15 protein-coding genes and 1 riboswitch are annotated in these 17,200 nt (G+C 43.2%); of the genes, 7 read left to right on the top strand and 8 right to left on the bottom strand.

Features of this window, described 5'->3' with window-relative positions; genetic code table 11:
- Nucleotides 1–75: 75 nt before the first annotated feature.
- Entirely contained in the window at nucleotides 76–369 is a 294-nt protein-coding gene (locus HUO09_RS14450) for a helix-turn-helix transcriptional regulator (RefSeq protein WP_167410844.1), read from the bottom strand.
- Between the two features lie 256 nt (nucleotides 370–625).
- A complete protein-coding gene (nhaR, locus tag HUO09_RS14445; RefSeq protein WP_167410845.1) occupies nucleotides 626–1,516 on the bottom strand; it encodes a transcriptional activator NhaR in 891 nt (296 codons plus the stop codon).
- A gap of 396 nt (nucleotides 1,517–1,912) precedes the next feature.
- On the opposite strand from nhaR, the gene HUO09_RS14440 reads away from it, so the two are divergent.
- A complete protein-coding gene (locus HUO09_RS14440; RefSeq protein WP_167410846.1) occupies nucleotides 1,913–3,058 on the top strand; it encodes a Na/Pi symporter in 1,146 nt (381 codons plus the stop codon).
- Nucleotides 3,059–3,238: 180 nt separating this feature from the next.
- Nucleotides 3,239–3,338, top strand: a riboswitch (purine riboswitch).
- Between the two features lie 113 nt (nucleotides 3,339–3,451).
- Complete coding sequence (locus HUO09_RS14435) at nucleotides 3,452–4,459, top strand: adenosine deaminase (RefSeq protein WP_188234420.1); 1,008 nt, start codon at nucleotides 3,452–3,454, stop codon at nucleotides 4,457–4,459.
- Nucleotides 4,460–4,520: 61 nt separating this feature from the next.
- Here HUO09_RS14435 and HUO09_RS14430 read toward each other — a convergent pair whose 3' ends face one another.
- Nucleotides 4,521–5,615, bottom strand: a complete 1,095-nt coding sequence (locus tag HUO09_RS14430) for a GNAT family N-acetyltransferase/peptidase C39 family protein (protein ID WP_188234419.1) — start codon at nucleotides 5,613–5,615, stop codon at nucleotides 4,521–4,523.
- A 212-nt stretch (nucleotides 5,616–5,827) separates the two neighbouring features.
- Between HUO09_RS14430 and HUO09_RS14425 the strand changes: the two genes are divergently transcribed.
- The 4 genes from HUO09_RS14425 to HUO09_RS14410 all read left to right on the top strand — a co-directional run bounded on the left by HUO09_RS14425 (nucleotide 5,828) and on the right by HUO09_RS14410 (nucleotide 10,252).
- A complete protein-coding gene (locus HUO09_RS14425; RefSeq protein WP_188234418.1) occupies nucleotides 5,828–7,279 on the top strand; it encodes a RimK family protein in 1,452 nt (483 codons plus the stop codon).
- Nucleotides 7,280–7,380: 101 nt separating this feature from the next.
- Entirely contained in the window at nucleotides 7,381–8,319 is a 939-nt protein-coding gene (locus HUO09_RS14420) for a zinc transporter ZntB (RefSeq protein WP_167410849.1), read from the top strand.
- 178 nt (nucleotides 8,320–8,497) lie between these two features.
- Nucleotides 8,498–9,049 carry a gamma-glutamylcyclotransferase family protein gene (locus tag HUO09_RS14415; RefSeq protein ID WP_167410850.1) on the top strand — a complete coding sequence of 184 codons (552 nt, stop codon included), beginning with the start codon at nucleotides 8,498–8,500 and terminating at the stop codon, nucleotides 9,047–9,049.
- A 183-nt stretch (nucleotides 9,050–9,232) separates the two neighbouring features.
- Nucleotides 9,233–10,252, top strand: a complete 1,020-nt coding sequence (locus HUO09_RS14410; RefSeq protein ID WP_188234417.1) for a substrate-binding domain-containing protein — start codon at nucleotides 9,233–9,235, stop codon at nucleotides 10,250–10,252.
- A gap of 105 nt (nucleotides 10,253–10,357) precedes the next feature.
- Here HUO09_RS14410 and galM read toward each other — a convergent pair whose 3' ends face one another.
- From galM to galE, 4 genes are read right to left on the bottom strand one after another with little or no spacing between them, the layout of a single operon-like run.
- The gene (gene galM / locus HUO09_RS14405; RefSeq protein ID WP_188234416.1) at nucleotides 10,358–11,422 is read right to left on the bottom strand and encodes a galactose-1-epimerase; all 1,065 of its coding nucleotides are present in this window, start codon (nucleotides 11,420–11,422) and stop codon (nucleotides 10,358–10,360) included.
- 12 nt (nucleotides 11,423–11,434) lie between these two features.
- The gene (gene galK, locus HUO09_RS14400) at nucleotides 11,435–12,586 is read right to left on the bottom strand and encodes a galactokinase (protein WP_188234415.1); all 1,152 of its coding nucleotides are present in this window, start codon (nucleotides 12,584–12,586) and stop codon (nucleotides 11,435–11,437) included.
- An 11-nt stretch (nucleotides 12,587–12,597) separates the two neighbouring features.
- Entirely contained in the window at nucleotides 12,598–13,650 is a 1,053-nt protein-coding gene (locus tag HUO09_RS14395; protein WP_188234414.1) for a UDP-glucose--hexose-1-phosphate uridylyltransferase, read from the bottom strand.
- Between the two features lie 21 nt (nucleotides 13,651–13,671).
- Entirely contained in the window at nucleotides 13,672–14,682 is a 1,011-nt protein-coding gene (galE, locus tag HUO09_RS14390; protein ID WP_188234413.1) for a UDP-glucose 4-epimerase GalE, read from the bottom strand.
- A gap of 341 nt (nucleotides 14,683–15,023) precedes the next feature.
- On the opposite strand from galE, the gene HUO09_RS14385 reads away from it, so the two are divergent.
- Nucleotides 15,024–16,178 carry an HD domain-containing phosphohydrolase gene (locus HUO09_RS14385; protein ID WP_188234412.1) on the top strand — a complete coding sequence of 385 codons (1,155 nt, stop codon included), beginning with the start codon at nucleotides 15,024–15,026 and terminating at the stop codon, nucleotides 16,176–16,178.
- Here HUO09_RS14385 and HUO09_RS14380 read toward each other — a convergent pair.
- Complete coding sequence (locus tag HUO09_RS14380; protein WP_188234411.1) at nucleotides 16,172–17,194, bottom strand: lipopolysaccharide assembly protein LapB; 1,023 nt, start codon at nucleotides 17,192–17,194, stop codon at nucleotides 16,172–16,174. The genes HUO09_RS14385 and HUO09_RS14380 overlap by 7 nt on opposite strands.
- Nucleotides 17,195–17,200: the final 6 nt, after the last annotated feature.

Genomic DNA, 17,200 nt, shown 5'->3' with positions numbered 1-17,200 from the left:
AATTATCAGCGATGAAAAAAACCGGCTTTTGCCGGTTTTTTTATTTTCTGCTTTAACTCATTTTTTCTGAGTCGGTTACTCACAGTACAGGTTGTGAAGCAACTCAATCATCTTTTTCACATCATCACTACTTAACGTATAAAAGACGGTTTGAGCAGATTTACGAGTGTTCACTAGCCCGTCGCGTCTCAACCATGCCAAGTGCTGCGAAAGTGCTGATTGGCTTAATTCTAGTTTTCCGCATAACTCACCTACCGACAACTCTTGGTTGTGCAACAAGCAAAGAATTTGTAAGCGTCTTTCATTCGCCATCGCTTTGAGTAAAACAACCGCTTGAGCGGAATTCTTTTCCATTTCTTGTAAATTCATGAATAAGTCCCCTAGGAACAACTTCTAAACGCTCTTTAAGTCGACATGATTAACTAATTCAACTAGTTATGCGGCATATTAGCGGGGTAAAGTGTTTTGGTAATATCAGTTAATTTTATTTCTGCGACGCATCTGAATTCTTATTGATTCATAACTTGCGTCTTTATTACTGCTCGAATTAATTAGTCCTGTGTAATAATTGTTCTTTTTATCAAATTGTGTGAAGTTAATCCAACTGTAAATAATGACAAAAGTCTCATTCAAACAATTTAGTGAAATCTGCGTCACAAATATTTTTTACTGCAGGGTGCTGAATCATACGTTCAGCAAAGATAACGTAATACTCTTCCTTCACTTCTTCGATAGGCGCAATCAATTGTAATGAAGAATCATCAGCCACTTCCGTAACATAAAGCAGTGGTGCTAAGAAAATCGCTTCTGGATGATATCGAGCAAAGGCCTTCATCAACGCCGAATCATCAAACTCGCCAAGAATGTTTGGCTGAATGCCTTGGTGATCGAACCATTGACGTACTTTTCTTCCCATTGATGTACGACTTCCCGGCATCAACAACTTACGCTCTTCTAAAACAGCAGGGAATGAGACTTTGCCAAGATGATTACGGGCAAAGAATCCCATATGACTTTCGCCGAGTTTCTTACTAAATAAACCCGGGCTTTGGCTCGAATCAACAGGACAGTCAGAAAGAATCATATCAAGCTTATGTTGGGATAGCTGCTCTAGGAGAAGTTCGTGAGTAGACTCAAAACAGCGTAAATGAATACTGTTGTCTTCTGGAATGGTAGTCATCAGAATCTTGCTCACTAATCTTTTAGACAGTGCATCCGCGACCCCAACATCAAAAAGCACATTGGAACGTTGACTGTAGTTAACAATATCCAACATCTCGTAACTCAAGCCAAACATTCTATCTGCATACTTAAACACTAATTGCCCAAGTTCTGTCGGTTCAATACTTCTGCCATTACGCTTGGTCAGTTTCCCATCCATACGCTCTTCAAAAGCTTTGATTTGACCAGTCACCGTTTGAGGTGTGAGAAACAAAGCATCTGCGGCTTTAGTAACTGAACCTTGTTTGCAGACCATCCAAAAGTAATAAAGGTGGTTATAGTTAAGATGAGACATAGTTGCTGGAAACTCAGTAGCCAAATAATCAATAAGGTTAAACCAAACTCCCGCCACCAATCAATAAATTCGAAAATACCGAGTAAATAAAAGAATAATTACACTTTTTCCTACATTTACTATTAACTTTGTGACTATTGCGTCATGCTTAGCGCTTAGATACTCATGAAATTATTTCATTTCCACCGCTAACCAAATCGAAGTAAAGAGAAAATATCGTTAATATTCATACAGATAAAATCACATCAAAAAACACTTCATCTCCAAATTGAATCTAACTAACAAAAATATCGATTTATTACAGTACTGTCATATTACTGAAATATTCGGGTTCTACTATCGCCGACAGATTCAACAACAGACCAAATGTAGTTAATAAGGTCAATGGAGAAAACAATGATAAACCAAGCAGCTTCAACAGCGGCTCCGATCTCGTCAACGACTCGTACGCTTCGCTGGACAAACTTGGCTTTCATGATTTATTTGCTATTACTTGCCGTAACAATGGTAGGCGATGGCTTCAAATGGGCAGCAGCAGAACAAGCAAAAGTTCTTTTTGAGTTTGCTTCTCACCCGGTTGCAGGATTAATGATTGGCTTAGTGGCAACCGCCCTGATTCAATCGTCAAGTACAGTAACATCAATCATCGTAGGTTTGGTTGCCGGTGGTTTACCTATCGAAACCGCAATTCCTATGGTGATGGGCGCTAACATTGGTACAACAGTGACCAATACAATTGTTAGCCTTGGTCATATCCGTAATAAAGAAGAGTTCAAACGCGCATTTGCAAGTGCAACTATTCACGACTTTTTCAACTTGCTCGCGGTTTTGATTTTCCTTCCTTTAGAGATCATGTTTGGTCTGCTAGAGAAAATTTCACACTGGCTGGTATCACCTTTCCTTGCTGGCGGTGATATGAGCATGAAAGGTTTGAACTTCATCAAACCTATCACCAGCCCTGTAGTAGGCGCACTAAAACATCAACTCGCTGTTCTTGGTGATATGTTTGGTGGTATTGCATTAGTGGTTCTTGGTATTGCTACCATCTTTGTTGCGATTACTGTCATTGGCAAACTGATGAAGAGCCTAATGGTTGGCCGTGCTCGTGACATTCTGCAACATGCTATTGGTCGCGGTCCTCTACACGGCATTGCTTCAGGTACAGTAGTAACAGTATTGGTTCAATCATCATCAACAACAACCAGCTTGATGGTTCCGCTTGTAGGTTCAGGTGTACTAAAAGTTCGCGAAGTGTATCCATTTACACTGGGTGCCAACATCGGTACCTGTATTACAGCTCTGTTGGCAGCAACAGCGGTTTCAGGTGAGTTTGCAGTATTTGCACTACAAATTGCACTGGTCCACCTGTCATTCAACGTGCTAGCGACAATCTTGATTTACGGTGTTCCATTCTTGCGCGAAATTCCGTTGAAAGGCGCTGATTACATCTCTGACATGGCGGTTAAAAGTAAGGCAGTGGTGGCGGGATACTTACTCTCAGTATTCATCGTTATCCCAAGTGCAATTCTTGCCCTGTCTTAAATCGAATGTATTTTCAAAGCTCTCCTACAAGGGGAGCTTTTTTATATCTACTTTTTATATCTGAAGTTAAAACCGCATCTTAGATTATTGTTAGAAGTGGCAATTACAAATATTTAAGTTATCATTTGTTTAAAGTTTCTTATTTTTAAATCTAACAGTAAGCCTTTTTAACTGTCGATTTGAAAATAGTAAAAGTTGCTTCGTATAACCCCACTGATACGGTGTGGGGGTCTCTACCAGGATCCGTAAAATTCTGATTACGAAGAGTTAAGCGAATAGGTTATCGCTTTCTCTTTGTATGGGCTCCATTTACCTCACATACCGATAAGGTGTTAAAGGTAAAACACCACTCAAGATGAAAAGCGATTAATCACATGAGGATTAAGAGCATATATGAAACGATTTATCCAACAATTGCCGAAAGTCGAACTGCATTTGCACATTGAAGGTTCTCTTGAGCCTGAATTGATGTTTGAACTGGCAAAACGTAACCACATCGACATTCCCTTCTCTTCTCCAGAAGAAGTACGCGCGGCCTACCAATTTTCCAATCTTCAGTCTTTTCTCGATATCTATTATCAGGGCGCGAATGTTCTCATCCATGAACAAGACTTCTTTGACCTGACTTGGGCTTATATGCTCCGTTGTAAGCAAGACAATGTTATTCATACCGAGATTTTCTTTGACCCGCAAACGCATACCGATCGTGGCATCGCGTTCGAAACCGTAATTAACGGTATTAGTCGAGCACTGGAACAAGCACAGATTGAGCTGGGTATTTCTAGCCAAATCATTATGTGCTTCTTACGTCACTTGAGCGAAACTGCGGCACTGGAAACCTTGCATCAGGCATTACCATTCAAAGAAAAAATCGTTGGTGTAGGATTGGATTCTTCCGAGCAAGGTCACCCGCCCGAGAAGTTTGAAAATGTATTCCGTGAAGCAAGAAACGCAGGTTTTGTTACGGTCGCTCATGCTGGTGAAGAAGGTCCTGCTCTGAATATTCGCAACGCCATCGACCTTTTGGGCGTACAGCGCATCGACCATGGTGTGCGTTGTGTTGAAGATGCAGCATTAGTCGAAGAGCTTAAGCAAACACGTATGCCATTAACAGTATGCCCGCTTTCCAATCTGAAATTGAAAGTCTTCCAGCAAATGGAGCAGCACAACATAGTGCAACTGTTACGTCAGGGACTTTGTGTCACCATCAACTCGGACGATCCTGCGTATTTTGGCGGTTACATGACAGATAATTTCAACGCGGTTGCAGATGCTCACCCAATGTCTTACCAAGAGTTAGCGCAATTCACTTTGAATGCGATTGAAGCGAGTTTCATTTCTGACCAAGAAAAAGCGCGTATGGTGGAACAAACGCAAGCGTACTTGGCTCAATACGTATAGTTACGAAAACAATCTGCCTCTCTGATTCCAAAAGAATCGAGAGAGGCAGTAGACGAATGAATTAAGACGCTTTAGGGGTAATGACTACGCACGCGGTATGTTTCTGCTTCCCAAAACCTAAAATCTGGCACAGCGCCTTTTTACCCAGTGGCACAAACGCTGACGCAATCGCGTGTTCCTCACCTTCAGCATGCGGATCATGGAAGAAGAAAAACTTCTCACTCATACCACTTAATACAATCCAGTGAGGTTCTTTCTTACCATCAAAGCGATAGGTACTGATAAGCAGCAGTACACAGGCACCGTGTCTTACCCACTCTTCCAACTGCTCTTGGCTTGGCGGTGCATCAATGGTCGTCACATCTTGTGTTTCTAGCTGTTGGCAGAAATCCTGATGAACCAACTCAATGACCGCTTTCTTGTTCACGTCACGAACACTATCAATGAATGGCGTGCTCTTAGACTGACTCCATAGCTCGACATGAAAACCGCGACGAGTCGCAGCAAGTGCTAAACCCTGCCCACTACAACCACCATGCCCAGCTGCCATGAAAATGGTTGTCGCTTCACGCCACAGCTGCATCTCCTGAATTCGTGTGGGTTCGAAGGTTTTATCCAGATAAGAGAAACTCATTAACAGACAAGCCGCGCCACAGGTAAAAGGGGTGGTTTGAACGTACAAAGGCATAGGTAACTGCACTTTTGGACCATGTGGCGTAAGACGTTTCTGTAAGCGACGACCGTTACACAAATCGTCGTAATAATGAATCAGGACTTTCAGTGTTTTATAGCCCATTTTTTCATATAAATTTATTGCTGCCGTATTGTCTTCACGAACTTCTAGCCTTAATGTAGTGGAGCCTTGATCAAGAGCTGCACGCTCACATTGCTCAACCAAATTCTGAGCAATTCTCCGTCCTCTGAAATCAGGTTTAACGGCAATTGAATACAACCTTGATAGCTGTGTACCTTGATGAAATAGTAGCAATGCATATCCAGCCAATTCCTCACCAGAATCTGCCACAAAAATGACAGCTTGGTTGGAGTGTAAAAAACGCTTCATTTGACGCGGAGAGATTTTATCTCCTTCAAATAGCTGTTGTTCTAACGCATTAAGCGCAGAGAGATCAGCACTTTTCGCAAGACGAAAGTCCATACGATGTCCTTAAGAAATTAAGCAAGATTGCAGTTCAATAATACACCCAAAGCAACTAAGCATGCAGCTAGGTAATGAACAATAAAATTCGAGTGATTGTCTACACTTAATCGTATCGAACCATTGGGAGTGATGAGCAGTAAAGCTGTTTACTGTGATGCGGGAATCTAACTTTAGCGTATGTAGACTCTAGCAATAGGAATCAAAATAATATGGCAAACCTTTTAATCGTGACCGACCAAGCAAGCGACTGGCAACAATACTTCCCTTCAGAACAAGTTGTCAGCGTTGCACAATACCTTGATGCAGACTGGAAGAACAATTTTCGCAGCGTACAGGTGGTCAATTTGTGTCGTGATTATGATTACATGAGCAACGGCTACTACTGCTCTTTAATGGCAGAGGCTCGTGGGCATCGCGTTATTCCGCGCGTAATGGCAATTAACGATATTAACCAGCCATTTTTGCTCTCTTCCGGTTTATTGAAACTCAATAAACTGTGCAAAAACACCGATTCTATTCACTGTAAAATCTACTTCGGGCGTACGCCAGAGCCGGGATTAGATAAGCTTGCTCGACGCCTGTTCGAGCAGTTCATGGTGCCAGTCATTGAACTGAAAATGCACAAATATCAAGGGCAATGGCAGATCAACCGAATTGCGCCATACCCATTCCAAGATTTGGAAGATCAAGAACAAGACTTCTTCATCGAGTCTCTGGAAATGTTCTCAACAAAAGTATGGCGTAAACCAAAGCAAGAGAAAAAATACCGCTACGATGTGGCGATGTTGGTTGATCCTGAAGAAAAAATGCCTCCTTCAGATGCTTCAGCGCTAAAACGCTTTACTCGTGCAGCAAACCGCTTGGGCATGAACTTAGAAACCATTTCACCTGACGACCTATCGCGTTTAGGCGAGTTTGATGGATTGTTCATTCGTGCAACGACCAATATCAGCAACTACACCTATCGTTTTGCAAAAACCGCTGAAAAGATGGGATTGATTGTGATGGATGATTCTGAATCGATCATGAAATGTACCAATAAGGTATTTTTGACCGAGTTATTGCAACGCAACAATGTGCCAGCACCTAAAGGCGTAATTGTAAAAAGCTTCGACAGTGACTGGAAAGAAAAACTGCTTTCTCAGCTCGAATTACCAATGGTGCTGAAAATTCCAGATGGTGCTTTCTCTCGTGGCGTTGTGAAAGTTCGTACTGAAGAAGAGTTGGAAAAAGAAGCGTCTACTTTGTTCGAGAAAAGCGCGCTTATTTTGGCTCAAGCCTTTATGCCGACCGACTTTGACTGGCGTATTGGTGTAATGAACCGCCAACCTATCTTCGCCTGTAAATACATGATGAGCCGAGGCCATTGGCAAATTTACCAACACCACAATAGCGGCCGTGTTTCTTCTGGTGGCTTTGAAACTCTCGACTTGAAACAAGTACCGAAAAATGTGGTAGATGTCGCTGTTAAAGCGTCCAACCTTATCGGTAGTGGTTTGTATGGCGTTGACTTAAAAGAGATTGACGGTCAGGTTTATGTTATCGAAGTTAACGATAACCCAAGTATTGATCATCATGTAGAGGATGCTTTCTTAGGTGACTTACTGTACGACCGAGTGATGACTGAGTTCCTGCGCCGTATTCAAATGCGTGGTTTCTAGTCAAACGCTCCTACAGCCCAAGATCATCTTGGGCTGTTTTATAAAAACATAAGCTTTAACTAAGCCAATTTGTAAAAGATAAATGCTTCAAAAGGATCACTATGGATTTTGTAATCGATCACTGGCAATTTTCCGGACAACAAGCAATTCAACCAACAGATCAGGTTACCTCAATCGAAGCTCATCATTGGTATCACTGCCAACGAGATATGCCGGGGGTGAGGGAATGGCTTCTTGATAACGCCATTCCCGCCTCTATCGTCGACAGCTTGTTAGTTGAAGATACACGCCCATTGTTCGAGCAATACGATGAACAGAATTTCTTATTGATATTGAGAGGCGTCAATCTCAACGATAATGCCGATCCTGCGGATATGCTCAGTGTTCGCATTCTTTATTATCAGGGTGTGCTGATCTCTACCCGTAAGATCCCATCCAAAACCATCAACGCGATCCGAGAATCTCTGCAACAAGGTCAAGGTCCAAAAACGCTTGCGGATCTCGTGTTGAACATTATTGATGGACTCAATAAAAACATCGACGACTACCTTGATTCTGTTGAAGACAGAATTGAAATGTTTGACAGCGAATTAGAGCTGAGCGAAGACATGATGGACACTCATAAGGCACTCCTCAAAATCAAACGCTTTATCAAGCCTCAGCAGTACGCCATTGACGACTACTTGTCTTCAGATGTTCCATTGTCCAACTTCAAGAATATGCGCTTACGCCATAGCGTGAACACTATTACCCGCATCAACGAAACACTCGACTTCTTCCTCAGTGAGTTAGAAATCATTAAAGGCGAGTTGCGCCAGTATCACGCAGAAAAAATGAACCAGAACACCTATCTGTTCTCTGTGATTGCAGCGATTTTTTTACCGACCAGCTTCTTAACCGGATTATTAGGTGTTAACGTTGGGGGCATACCTGGTACAGATTCGCCGATAGCATTTGGGCTATTCTGCGCAAGTTTAGTGGGAATCTTCGCCATTGAGTTTTGGATATTGAAACGACTAGAGTTTTTCTCGAAAAATTAAAACTGATTAATGAAAGAAGCCGTTAACACAGCTACAGATTCAAATAGCTATTAATACTCTAACTATTTGGATTTGTAGCAAGGCGACAAATGAATGAATCCCTATGAGCATAGGCCACTATGTGATTAGGGTGAGTGAATGCAGTTAACACAGCTACAGATTCAAATAGGACGAGTACATGTATATTTTTGGCTATGGAAGCCTGATGAATTCACACTCCAGACAGCTAACAGGGCAAACAGGCACAGCGATTCCTGTCATTGCCCATGGTTTAGTCCGCTCTTGGGGAAAAATTGATGACACTTATACTATCTCCCCGCTCGTGGTGAACACAGGTGAAGGTCAAGTTAACGGTGTGCTGCTGGAAATTGACGACTCAGCGCTGGTCGAATTCGATCGCCGTGAAAGTGGTTATCAACGAGTTTCGCTTCACCCAAATCAAATTGAAAGCGACATTGAATTCGACACCAGCAAAGCGATTTGGGTATATGTTACTGAACACCACCTTCAACCTTGCGAGAAAAGTCCGATTGTTCAGAGCTATGTCGATACCGTTATATGCGGTTGTTTAGAAGTCTCAGAGGCATTCGCGAAACACTTTGTAGAGCATACTGTTGGATGGCATTATCCTCTGCTCAATGACCGCCATAATCCTAAATACGTTAGACTTGCAGGTGTGTGTCAATCCAAGCATTCTTTGATTGATAACCTGATCGCCAGCGTCCGATAAAACGATTCTATCCTCCTATTACAAGAATGGGAGGAATTCACGTTAACTAAAAACGTTTACACTCCCTGTTACCCTTTATCAAATCTAAGCTCAAGCTCTCATATCTGTATATTATTTAACTGATTCGTTGCCATATTTTCACTCACATTGTTAAATAACCTTTCTTATGTAGCGAGGTCTCTCATGGCAACCATAAAAGACGTAGCACGTGACGCTGGCGTTTCAGTGGCAACGGTTTCACGCGTGATCAATAAATCTCCCAAAGCAAGTAAAGCTTCTATCGAATCAGTCACAAAGGCGATGAAAGATCTTGGCTACCGCCCGAACGCTGCCGCCCGTGCTTTAGTAAGCCAAAGTACAAATACCATTGGTGTTTTAGTCAGTGATGTCTCTGACCCCTTTTTTGGTACGCTAGTTAAAGCTGTCGATAATATTGCCCATCAGGCGGGTAAACACTTGCTGATCGGTAATGGTTACCATGAGGCAGAAGAAGAGCGCCAAGCTATCGATCTGCTGATTAACAGTCGCTGTGACGCTTTGGTTATTCACTCAAAAGCGCTTTCTGATGAAGAACTGATTGCCTACGCGCATGAGATCAAAGCATTAGTGCTGATCAACCGCCATATTCCAGAGCTCGCCGATCGTTGTATCTCTTTAGATAACTACAAAGGTGCTTACCTAGCGACTGAATTTCTGATCCGCCATGGGCATGAGAAGATCGCTTGTATCAGTTCTTCTCATCACATTGAAGATGCTGACCAACGCATCGAAGGTTACAAAGATGCTCTTGCTGCACACAATATTTCTCTACCAGCCAGTTATTTAGAGCTTGCCGCGCCAGACAGTGAAGGCGGTGAAGAAGCCATGACTAATTTGCTGACTAAATCTTTGGATATTACTGGTGTGGTTGCCTATAACGACAATATGGCCGCAGGTGCCCTTTCCGTGCTGGAAGAGAATGGTGTGAAAACACCGCAAGAGGTGTCGGTTATCGGATTCGATGACGGTTTAATTGCCCGCTATGTACGCCCTCGCCTGACAACGATTCGTTACCCTATCCAAATGATGGCGGAAAAAGCGGCAAAACTCGCGTTACAACTGGCTAAAGATGAACCTCTGGACAAAGAGCCAATGTGTTTTTCTCCAACCCTAGTACGCAGAGACTCAGTTGACAAAGCCCCTTCCAATAGCGCTACTGAATAAGCAAAAAAAGCCCCCACTTCTTCAGAAGTGAGGGCAAACTCGCTTTCTCCCAAGAGCTGTAAACCTTATCCCCCCAGCCCTTGAGTTCACTATGTACCCTACGGGTTAGCTCGCCAAAATGTTGAACTTATACACAGTAGTAAAAGCGTATTCTTCGCCGGGAAGAGTAAAACAGCTCTCCTGAGGCCAATCAGAATGATTCGGTGAATCTGGTAAATACTGAGTTTCTAAAGCAAGACCTTGATACTGTTTGTATGTGGAGCCTTTTCGGTTAGGCGTTCCTTCTAAGAAGTTGCCACCATAAAACTGGATCGCGGGTTTATCGGTCAACACCTGCATAGACAGAGAACCGTCTGGCGCTTCAACGGTAGCGACCGTTTGACCTGTTTTGCAACTGTCATCGAGTAAGAAGCTGTGGTCATAGCCTTTGCAATTCTGCTGCTGCTCATCAGCTAATAGATCCTGTCTGACCGTTTTCGCTGTGCGGAAATCGAAACTGGTATTTTCAACACTCGCAAGCTCACCCAATGGAATACCTTCAGATGTGGTTGGCAAATAGTAGTTAGCACTTACTTGCAGTTTGTGGTCTAGAATATCAACGCCAGTATCAGCACCGAGTAAGTTGAAATAGGCATGGTTGGTCAGATTCAACGGTGTCGCTTTATCGGTTGATGCTCGGTAACTAATCACGACCTGATTATCGTCTGTTAACTCATAAGTCACCGATGCTGTCGCATTACCCGGAAATCCTTGATCACCATCAGCAGAGAAAATTGAGAATTCAACTTTCTGTTTGCTTTGATTGACGATTTGCCAGCGGCGATGACTCCAACCATCTTTACCACCATGCAAACAATGCACACCTTGGTTGGCCGCTAACGTATAGGTTTCGCCTTGCCAAGAGAATTGAGAGTTTGCAATGCGGTTTGCATAGCGACCAACGGTTACGCCTAAGAAGCTGCCATGCTGCTTGAAGTCTTCCATAGTGCTTAAGCCAAGCAAGACTTCGCGCATTTCGCCTGCGACAGGTATTTGGCAACTCAACCACGTTGCACCAATATCCATAAACACCACTTGCACACCACTGGTATTCGTCAGCTCTACCAGCATTGCAGGCTTGCCATCGTAAGCAGGTGATTGGGTCATTGTTTCAAATAAGGAATGGGTCATTGTTAACGCCCTTTACTGAATCAAACCAGCGCCAGCTTTTGCCTGACACACGTAAAACGTAGCCGTAAGACCACTTTGTTGCGGATAACGCTCTTCAACAGCCTTCTCGATGTCATCAACCAATGATGGCGGAACCAGCGCTACGATACAGCCACCAAAACCACCACCGGTCATACGGACGCCGCCTTGTTCACCAATAACATCTTTAACGATATCTACCAGCGCATCGATCTCTTTCACTGTGATTTCAAAATCATCACGCATAGAAGCATGTGACTGTTCCATTAGCTCACCCATACGTTTTAAGTCACCATCGCTTAAAGCACCTGCCGCTTGCAGGGTACGTTCATTTTCAGTGATTACATGGCGAGCGCGTTTAGCGCCAACAGGATCGAGCTGTTCAATTTTGTCATTGAACATTTCGATAGAAACATCGCGAAGCGCTTTCACACCAAAGATTTGTGCCGCTTCTTCACACTGCTGACGACGGGTGTTGTACTCGCTGTCGACTAAACCGCGTTGCTTGTTCGAGTTGATGATCACGACCGCCATATCTTCAGGCATGGATACCGCTTTGGTTTCTAGACTGCGACAGTCGATAAGAAGCGCAGAGTTTGCTTGGCCTTCCGCAGAGATCAGTTGATCCATGATGCCGCAGTTACAACCGACAAACTGGTTTTCTGCTTGTTGACCATTTAAGGCGATTTCCGCTTGGCTAATAGGTAAGCTGTAGAGTTCTTTAAAAGTTTGGCCAATAACAACTTCTAGCGCAGCAGAAGAACTTAAACCTGCACCTTGAGGAACATTACCGCTCACTGCGATATCTGCGCCGTTAAAAGAGTAGCCGCGTTCCATCAAGTATTTCACTACGCCGCGAATGTAGTTCGCCCACATTTTGTTTTCAATAAACTCAATTGGTTGAGTTAAATCGAATTCGTCCACAGCATTGCCATAATCCACAGCAACAACTTTGACCTTTGAATCAGAACGAGGAGAAGCCGCAACCACAGTTTGGTAGTTGATCGCACAAGGTAAAACGAAACCATCGTTGTAATCGGTATGCTCACCAATCAGATTTACGCGACCGGGAGCCTGAATAAGATGGCTTGCCTTATAACCCAGTACTTCTTCAAATGCAGTTTCAACACTATTAATTAAGCTCATAACTGTTCCACTTATTGTTCTTTGTAATGTACGTCTGATAACGAGCGTAGTCGCTCAGCGGCTTGTTCTGCGGTTAAATCACGCTGAGTTTCCGCCAGCATTTCATAACCAACCATAAATTTACGAATACTTGCGCTACGCAGTAGCGGCGGATAGAACAACGCATGTAATTGCCAATGTTCAATGTTCTGACCATCTGTAAAAAACGGTGCGTAATGCCAGCCCATTGAGTATGGAAATGAGCACTGGAACAGGTTGTCATAACGGCTGGTTAATTTTTTAATCGCAACAGCAAGATCATCACGCATTTCATCACTCAGCTCACTCATGCGGCGAATGTGTGTTTTTGGCAATAGCATGGTTTCGAATGGCCAAGCAGCCCAATAAGGCACTAGCGCTACCCAATGTTCTGTTTCAACGACAATTCTTGAACCGTCTTTTAGCTCAGCCTGTACGTAATCCACCAGCAGGTTTGAGCCCTTTTCTTGGTAGTAGGTTCGTAAGTTGTTGTCTTTACGCTCTATTTCATTGGGTAAAAAGCTGTTGGCCCAGATTTGACCGTGTGGATGTGGTTGAGAACACCCCATGGTTTCGCCTTTATTTTCAAAAGCCTGAACCCACAGATAATCTTTACCTAGCTCTTCAATCTGCTCATTCCAGGTATCAATCACCCCGCGAATCGCTTGAGGAGATAGTTCTGGCAATGTTTTGCTATGATCCGGCGAGAAGCAGATGACACGGCTTAGACCGCGAACGCCTTGCACCTTAAATAGGGGATGTTCATTTTCAGGTGCATCAGGAGAGTCCGGCATTAACGCGGCAAAGTCGTTGTTAAATACATAAGTGCCCTTGTAGTCTGGGTTCTTGTCACCAGAAATACGCTCGTTGGTAGGACACAAGAAACACTTCGCATCATAAGCAGGTAGCTCAGCAACAGATGGGGTTTCATCCTGACCACTCCAAGGGCGCTTAGCTCTGTGAGGAGAAACAAGCACCCACTGACCTGTTAATGGGTTAAAGCGACGATGTGGATGATCGACAGGATTAAATTCAGTATTCGACATAGCGTTCATTCTTCTCTCAAACTAGTAACCTTGTGGGTTAGCAACCTGCCAACGCCAAGTATCTTCTGTCATTTCTTTTACGCTGCGGGTTGCCTTCCAGCCCAGTTCACGCTCAGCTTTTTCAGTGCTCGCCCAACATTCTGCAATATCACCAGCACGGCGAGGACAAATCTCATAAGCCACTGCTTTTCCGCAAGCTTGGCTAAATGCTTCCACCATATCGAGCACACTAGAACCTTTACCTGTGCCCAAATTAAAGATATGTAAACCACTCTTCTGGCCAACTTTAGTTAATGCGGCAAGATGACCATCGGCTAAATCCATCACGTGAATATAGTCACGAACACCAGTGCCATCGGGTGTCGGATAATCATTCCCATACACAGCAAGTTTTTCTCTGCGCCCTACTGCGACTTGCGCGATATATGGCATGAGATTATTTGGAATACCTTGCGGATCTTCGCCCATCAAACCTGATGGATGCGCGCCAACAGGGTTAAAGTAGCGTAGTAAAGTAATGCTCCAGCTCGGTTCTGCGTTGAAAAGATCCGATAAACACTCTTCCACCATGTACTTACTGCGGCCATAAGGGTTAGTTGTTGCACCTGTAGGGAAAGATTCGGTGATTGGCACTGAAGCTGGGTCACCATACACAGTGGCAGACGAACTGAAGATAATATTTTTCACTCCCGCTTTACGCATAGAACGAGCAAGAACTAAAGAGCCGTTAACATTGTTGTCGTAGTATTCAAGAGGCTTAGCCACTGATTCCCCTACCGCTTTCAAGCCAGCGAAGTGAATAACCGCTTTGATATCATGCTCAGCAAAAATGGAATCAAGTAACGTTTCGTCACGGACATCCCCTTGATAGAAAACAGGTGCTAGGCCAGAAATCATTTCAATTCGGTCCAATACCTTTTCTTTCGCATTACACAGATTATCGAGGATGATCGGTTCCATCCCAGCGTCAATCATTTGCACGCAAGTATGGCTACCTATGTATCCCATACCGCCAGTGACCAATACTTTCACTTCACTTCCCTCAAACATCATCGAATTTAATGTCCAAGAGTGTATCAGGCTATATCGTAATCAATCTGTGATCACCGCTGCATTGTGGAAACGTTTACACAAATTACACCAAATTGTCATAAACACAGGGGGAGTTTAGAAATCAACAGTCTATCACTGAGTGAAAAATTTAGAAAAACTCCTTTTTCAACAATGGGTAAACGATTTCACATAAAGATTTTGAAGTCTATTTATTGGTTATTAATTGAACAGAAAAAGGCAATATCAACTAAACTTATTAAGTAGCTATAGGCGAATGAATTGGGTCAACGTTGAGTAAAGAATCAGGAGGGGGGAAGATAATGGATACGCACAGCAAAAATAGCGTTCACAGCTATTTCGCTTCCACCGGAACGCTGAATAATCAGCTTGCTGATATTCATCAGCGTATGCTTGTGTCGGCTCCTGAAATCGACCGTATTTCTTTTGCTCTTTATGATGAAGAGAACGATCACCTCAAAACCTATGCTGATAGCACTTTTCATGGCTTCGAACTCTTGCATTACGAATTCCCCTTATCAGAATTGCCCGCATTGAAAATCTGTTCAGAAACAGGAGAGAGTCGCTGTTTGGGCGACATCCCAAATCAGCTCGATGCCAAGTCTCCCCACTCAAAATGGCTTATCGAGCAAGGCTATCGTTCATCGCTTGCTGTTCCCGTTTTCCAAAATAAGAAATTTATCGGTTTCATCTTCTTAAACTCGTTTCAAAAAGACTTGTTCAACCAGTCCATTACCGAATCACTTAAACCTTTCTTAGAAATTATTCGTTTTATTGTGACTTCTGAATACGACGTGGTGCACTCATTACTGGATTCAGCCAGTCATGTTCATTCGCAATCTCAAGAACACTGGCAAGAATCTTCAGAACACAAAGAGAGGATAAGTCGATATGCCAAAGTAATTGCACTTGAAGTCGCACACGTCTACGAATTAGATGACGAACTCATTGAGAACATTACGCAGTTTTCCAAATGTCACGATATTGGAAAACTGTCTATTCCGGTAAGCCTGTTAACCAAATCGAGCTCACTGGGACATGAAGAAAGGGGGCAATTAAAGGATCATGTCGAAAAAGGCGTTGAGATCATCAATAAGATCATTGATGAAATGGGCTCGCCGGATCACCCTTGTGTTGCCGTGCTAAAAGAGATCGTCGCTTATCATCATGAGTTCTTGGATGGTAGCGGATACCCCTACGGTTTAACCCAAGAGGACATTCCAATTTCTGCCCGCATTATCACGGTTGCGAATGTTTTCGATGCTTTAACCAGTCATCGCCCCTATAAACAAGCTTGGTCCGTTCCATTTGCGTTACTTGAATTAGAAAAAATGGTCGCTAACGGCAAGTTAGATAAACACTGCGTAAATGGGCTGAGATATCATCAAGAATATTTGAAGAGAGTGATTGAAGCCTATCCTGAGCCAGATCCCAAAGATAGGCTTGATCGTCACTGAGACATCATTTCTGCTTTTTCTGGCGTTTTTGCTCGTACTTCGGCCAAGGCACGTTCTAAGTTTTCATTAGCAATCTTGTAGTAAGAAGGCTTTTTGTCGATGGCTTGCTGTAAATAAGGGATGGCCTCTTCTGGTTTTCCCTGAAGCATCAAAAAGTAGCCCACATTATTTAACGCTTCTGGAGGATCCATACGTCGCATGAACACATTCAATGCACGTTGGGTCTCTCCTTTGGCTAGATAAATGAGAGCCAAGTTATTCAACGCTTTCTCATTGTCCGGTTTTTGTTCAAGCGCAGCTAAGGTAAATCGTGTCGCGTCGGTGTAATTTCCACTCATATAATGAGAATATCCCATGTTCATCAGTGCCTTACTCGATTTAGGCTGAATTTTTAAAGCATGGTTGTAAAACGCCTGAGCTATTTCATGCTGTGCTTTAACATCATCGAGTATACCTAACCCCATGTAGGCAACCGCTGGAGACATATTGTCACTGTTCAACGCTTCTATCTCTGACACAGTCGCGTCATCGTCCAGTGTTAATCTTGAATTTAAGCGCAATTGGTCAGCATTAATCGCTCGTAAAAAGTAGCTTCGACCTTCATCAACTTTACCTTGCTTACTGTAGTTCGAACCCAATTGCTCCAGAACCTGAACATTATTTGGATTGTGCTCTAACGCCAAAAGATAAGCTCGCTCTGCAAGTTCATAATTGCCACGAGACTGATGAATACGGCCGATGGTATATAAGGTTTTGTCACTATATTGTGAGTCGGGAAAATCTAAAGAACGAATATATTCGTAAAGCGCCAAATCAGAATTGTTCTGCCTTAATGCATAATCACCACGTTTTATCGCTTCCGTTTCGGTTAGTGGTGCAGCATCAGTGCTGAATGTTTCCACAGGCCGACCATCATAGAGCTCACTATCAAACAACTTGGATTGTTTATCTGAATCGCTAGCACAGCCTGCTAATACGGAGATCAATAAGAGAGTGGCATAGTTATATTTTTTCATCATTTA

The organism is Vibrio sp. Y2-5, from assembly GCF_014596725.1.
Taxonomy (GTDB): Bacteria; Pseudomonadota; Gammaproteobacteria; order Enterobacterales; family Vibrionaceae; genus Vibrio.
The sequence above is the reverse complement of the archived record's forward strand: the minus strand, read 5'-3'. Positions and strand labels throughout refer to the sequence as shown.

Excerpts from the sequence above, each read along its gene's own strand:
- HUO09_RS14450 (WP_167410844.1), bottom strand. The coding sequence starts at position 369 with ATGAATTTACAAGAAATGGAAAAGAATTCCGCTCAAGCGGTTGTTTTA.
- nhaR (WP_167410845.1), bottom strand. The coding sequence starts at position 1,516 with ATGTCTCATCTTAACTATAACCACCTTTATTACTTTTGGATGGTCTGC.
- HUO09_RS14440 (WP_167410846.1), top strand. The coding sequence starts at position 1,913 with ATGATAAACCAAGCAGCTTCAACAGCGGCTCCGATCTCGTCAACGACT.
- HUO09_RS14435 (WP_188234420.1), top strand. The coding sequence starts at position 3,452 with ATGAAACGATTTATCCAACAATTGCCGAAAGTCGAACTGCATTTGCAC.
- HUO09_RS14430 (WP_188234419.1), bottom strand. The coding sequence starts at position 5,615 with ATGGACTTTCGTCTTGCGAAAAGTGCTGATCTCTCTGCGCTTAATGCG.
- HUO09_RS14425 (WP_188234418.1), top strand. The coding sequence starts at position 5,828 with ATGGCAAACCTTTTAATCGTGACCGACCAAGCAAGCGACTGGCAACAA.
- HUO09_RS14420 (WP_167410849.1), top strand. The coding sequence starts at position 7,381 with ATGGATTTTGTAATCGATCACTGGCAATTTTCCGGACAACAAGCAATT.
- HUO09_RS14415 (WP_167410850.1), top strand. The coding sequence starts at position 8,498 with ATGTATATTTTTGGCTATGGAAGCCTGATGAATTCACACTCCAGACAG.
- HUO09_RS14410 (WP_188234417.1), top strand. The coding sequence starts at position 9,233 with ATGGCAACCATAAAAGACGTAGCACGTGACGCTGGCGTTTCAGTGGCA.
- galM (WP_188234416.1), bottom strand. The coding sequence starts at position 11,422 with ATGACCCATTCCTTATTTGAAACAATGACCCAATCACCTGCTTACGAT.
- galK (WP_188234415.1), bottom strand. The coding sequence starts at position 12,586 with ATGAGCTTAATTAATAGTGTTGAAACTGCATTTGAAGAAGTACTGGGT.
- HUO09_RS14395 (WP_188234414.1), bottom strand. The coding sequence starts at position 13,650 with ATGTCGAATACTGAATTTAATCCTGTCGATCATCCACATCGTCGCTTT.
- HUO09_RS14385 (WP_188234412.1), top strand. The coding sequence starts at position 15,024 with ATGGATACGCACAGCAAAAATAGCGTTCACAGCTATTTCGCTTCCACC.
- HUO09_RS14380 (WP_188234411.1), bottom strand. The coding sequence starts at position 17,194 with ATGAAAAAATATAACTATGCCACTCTCTTATTGATCTCCGTATTAGCA.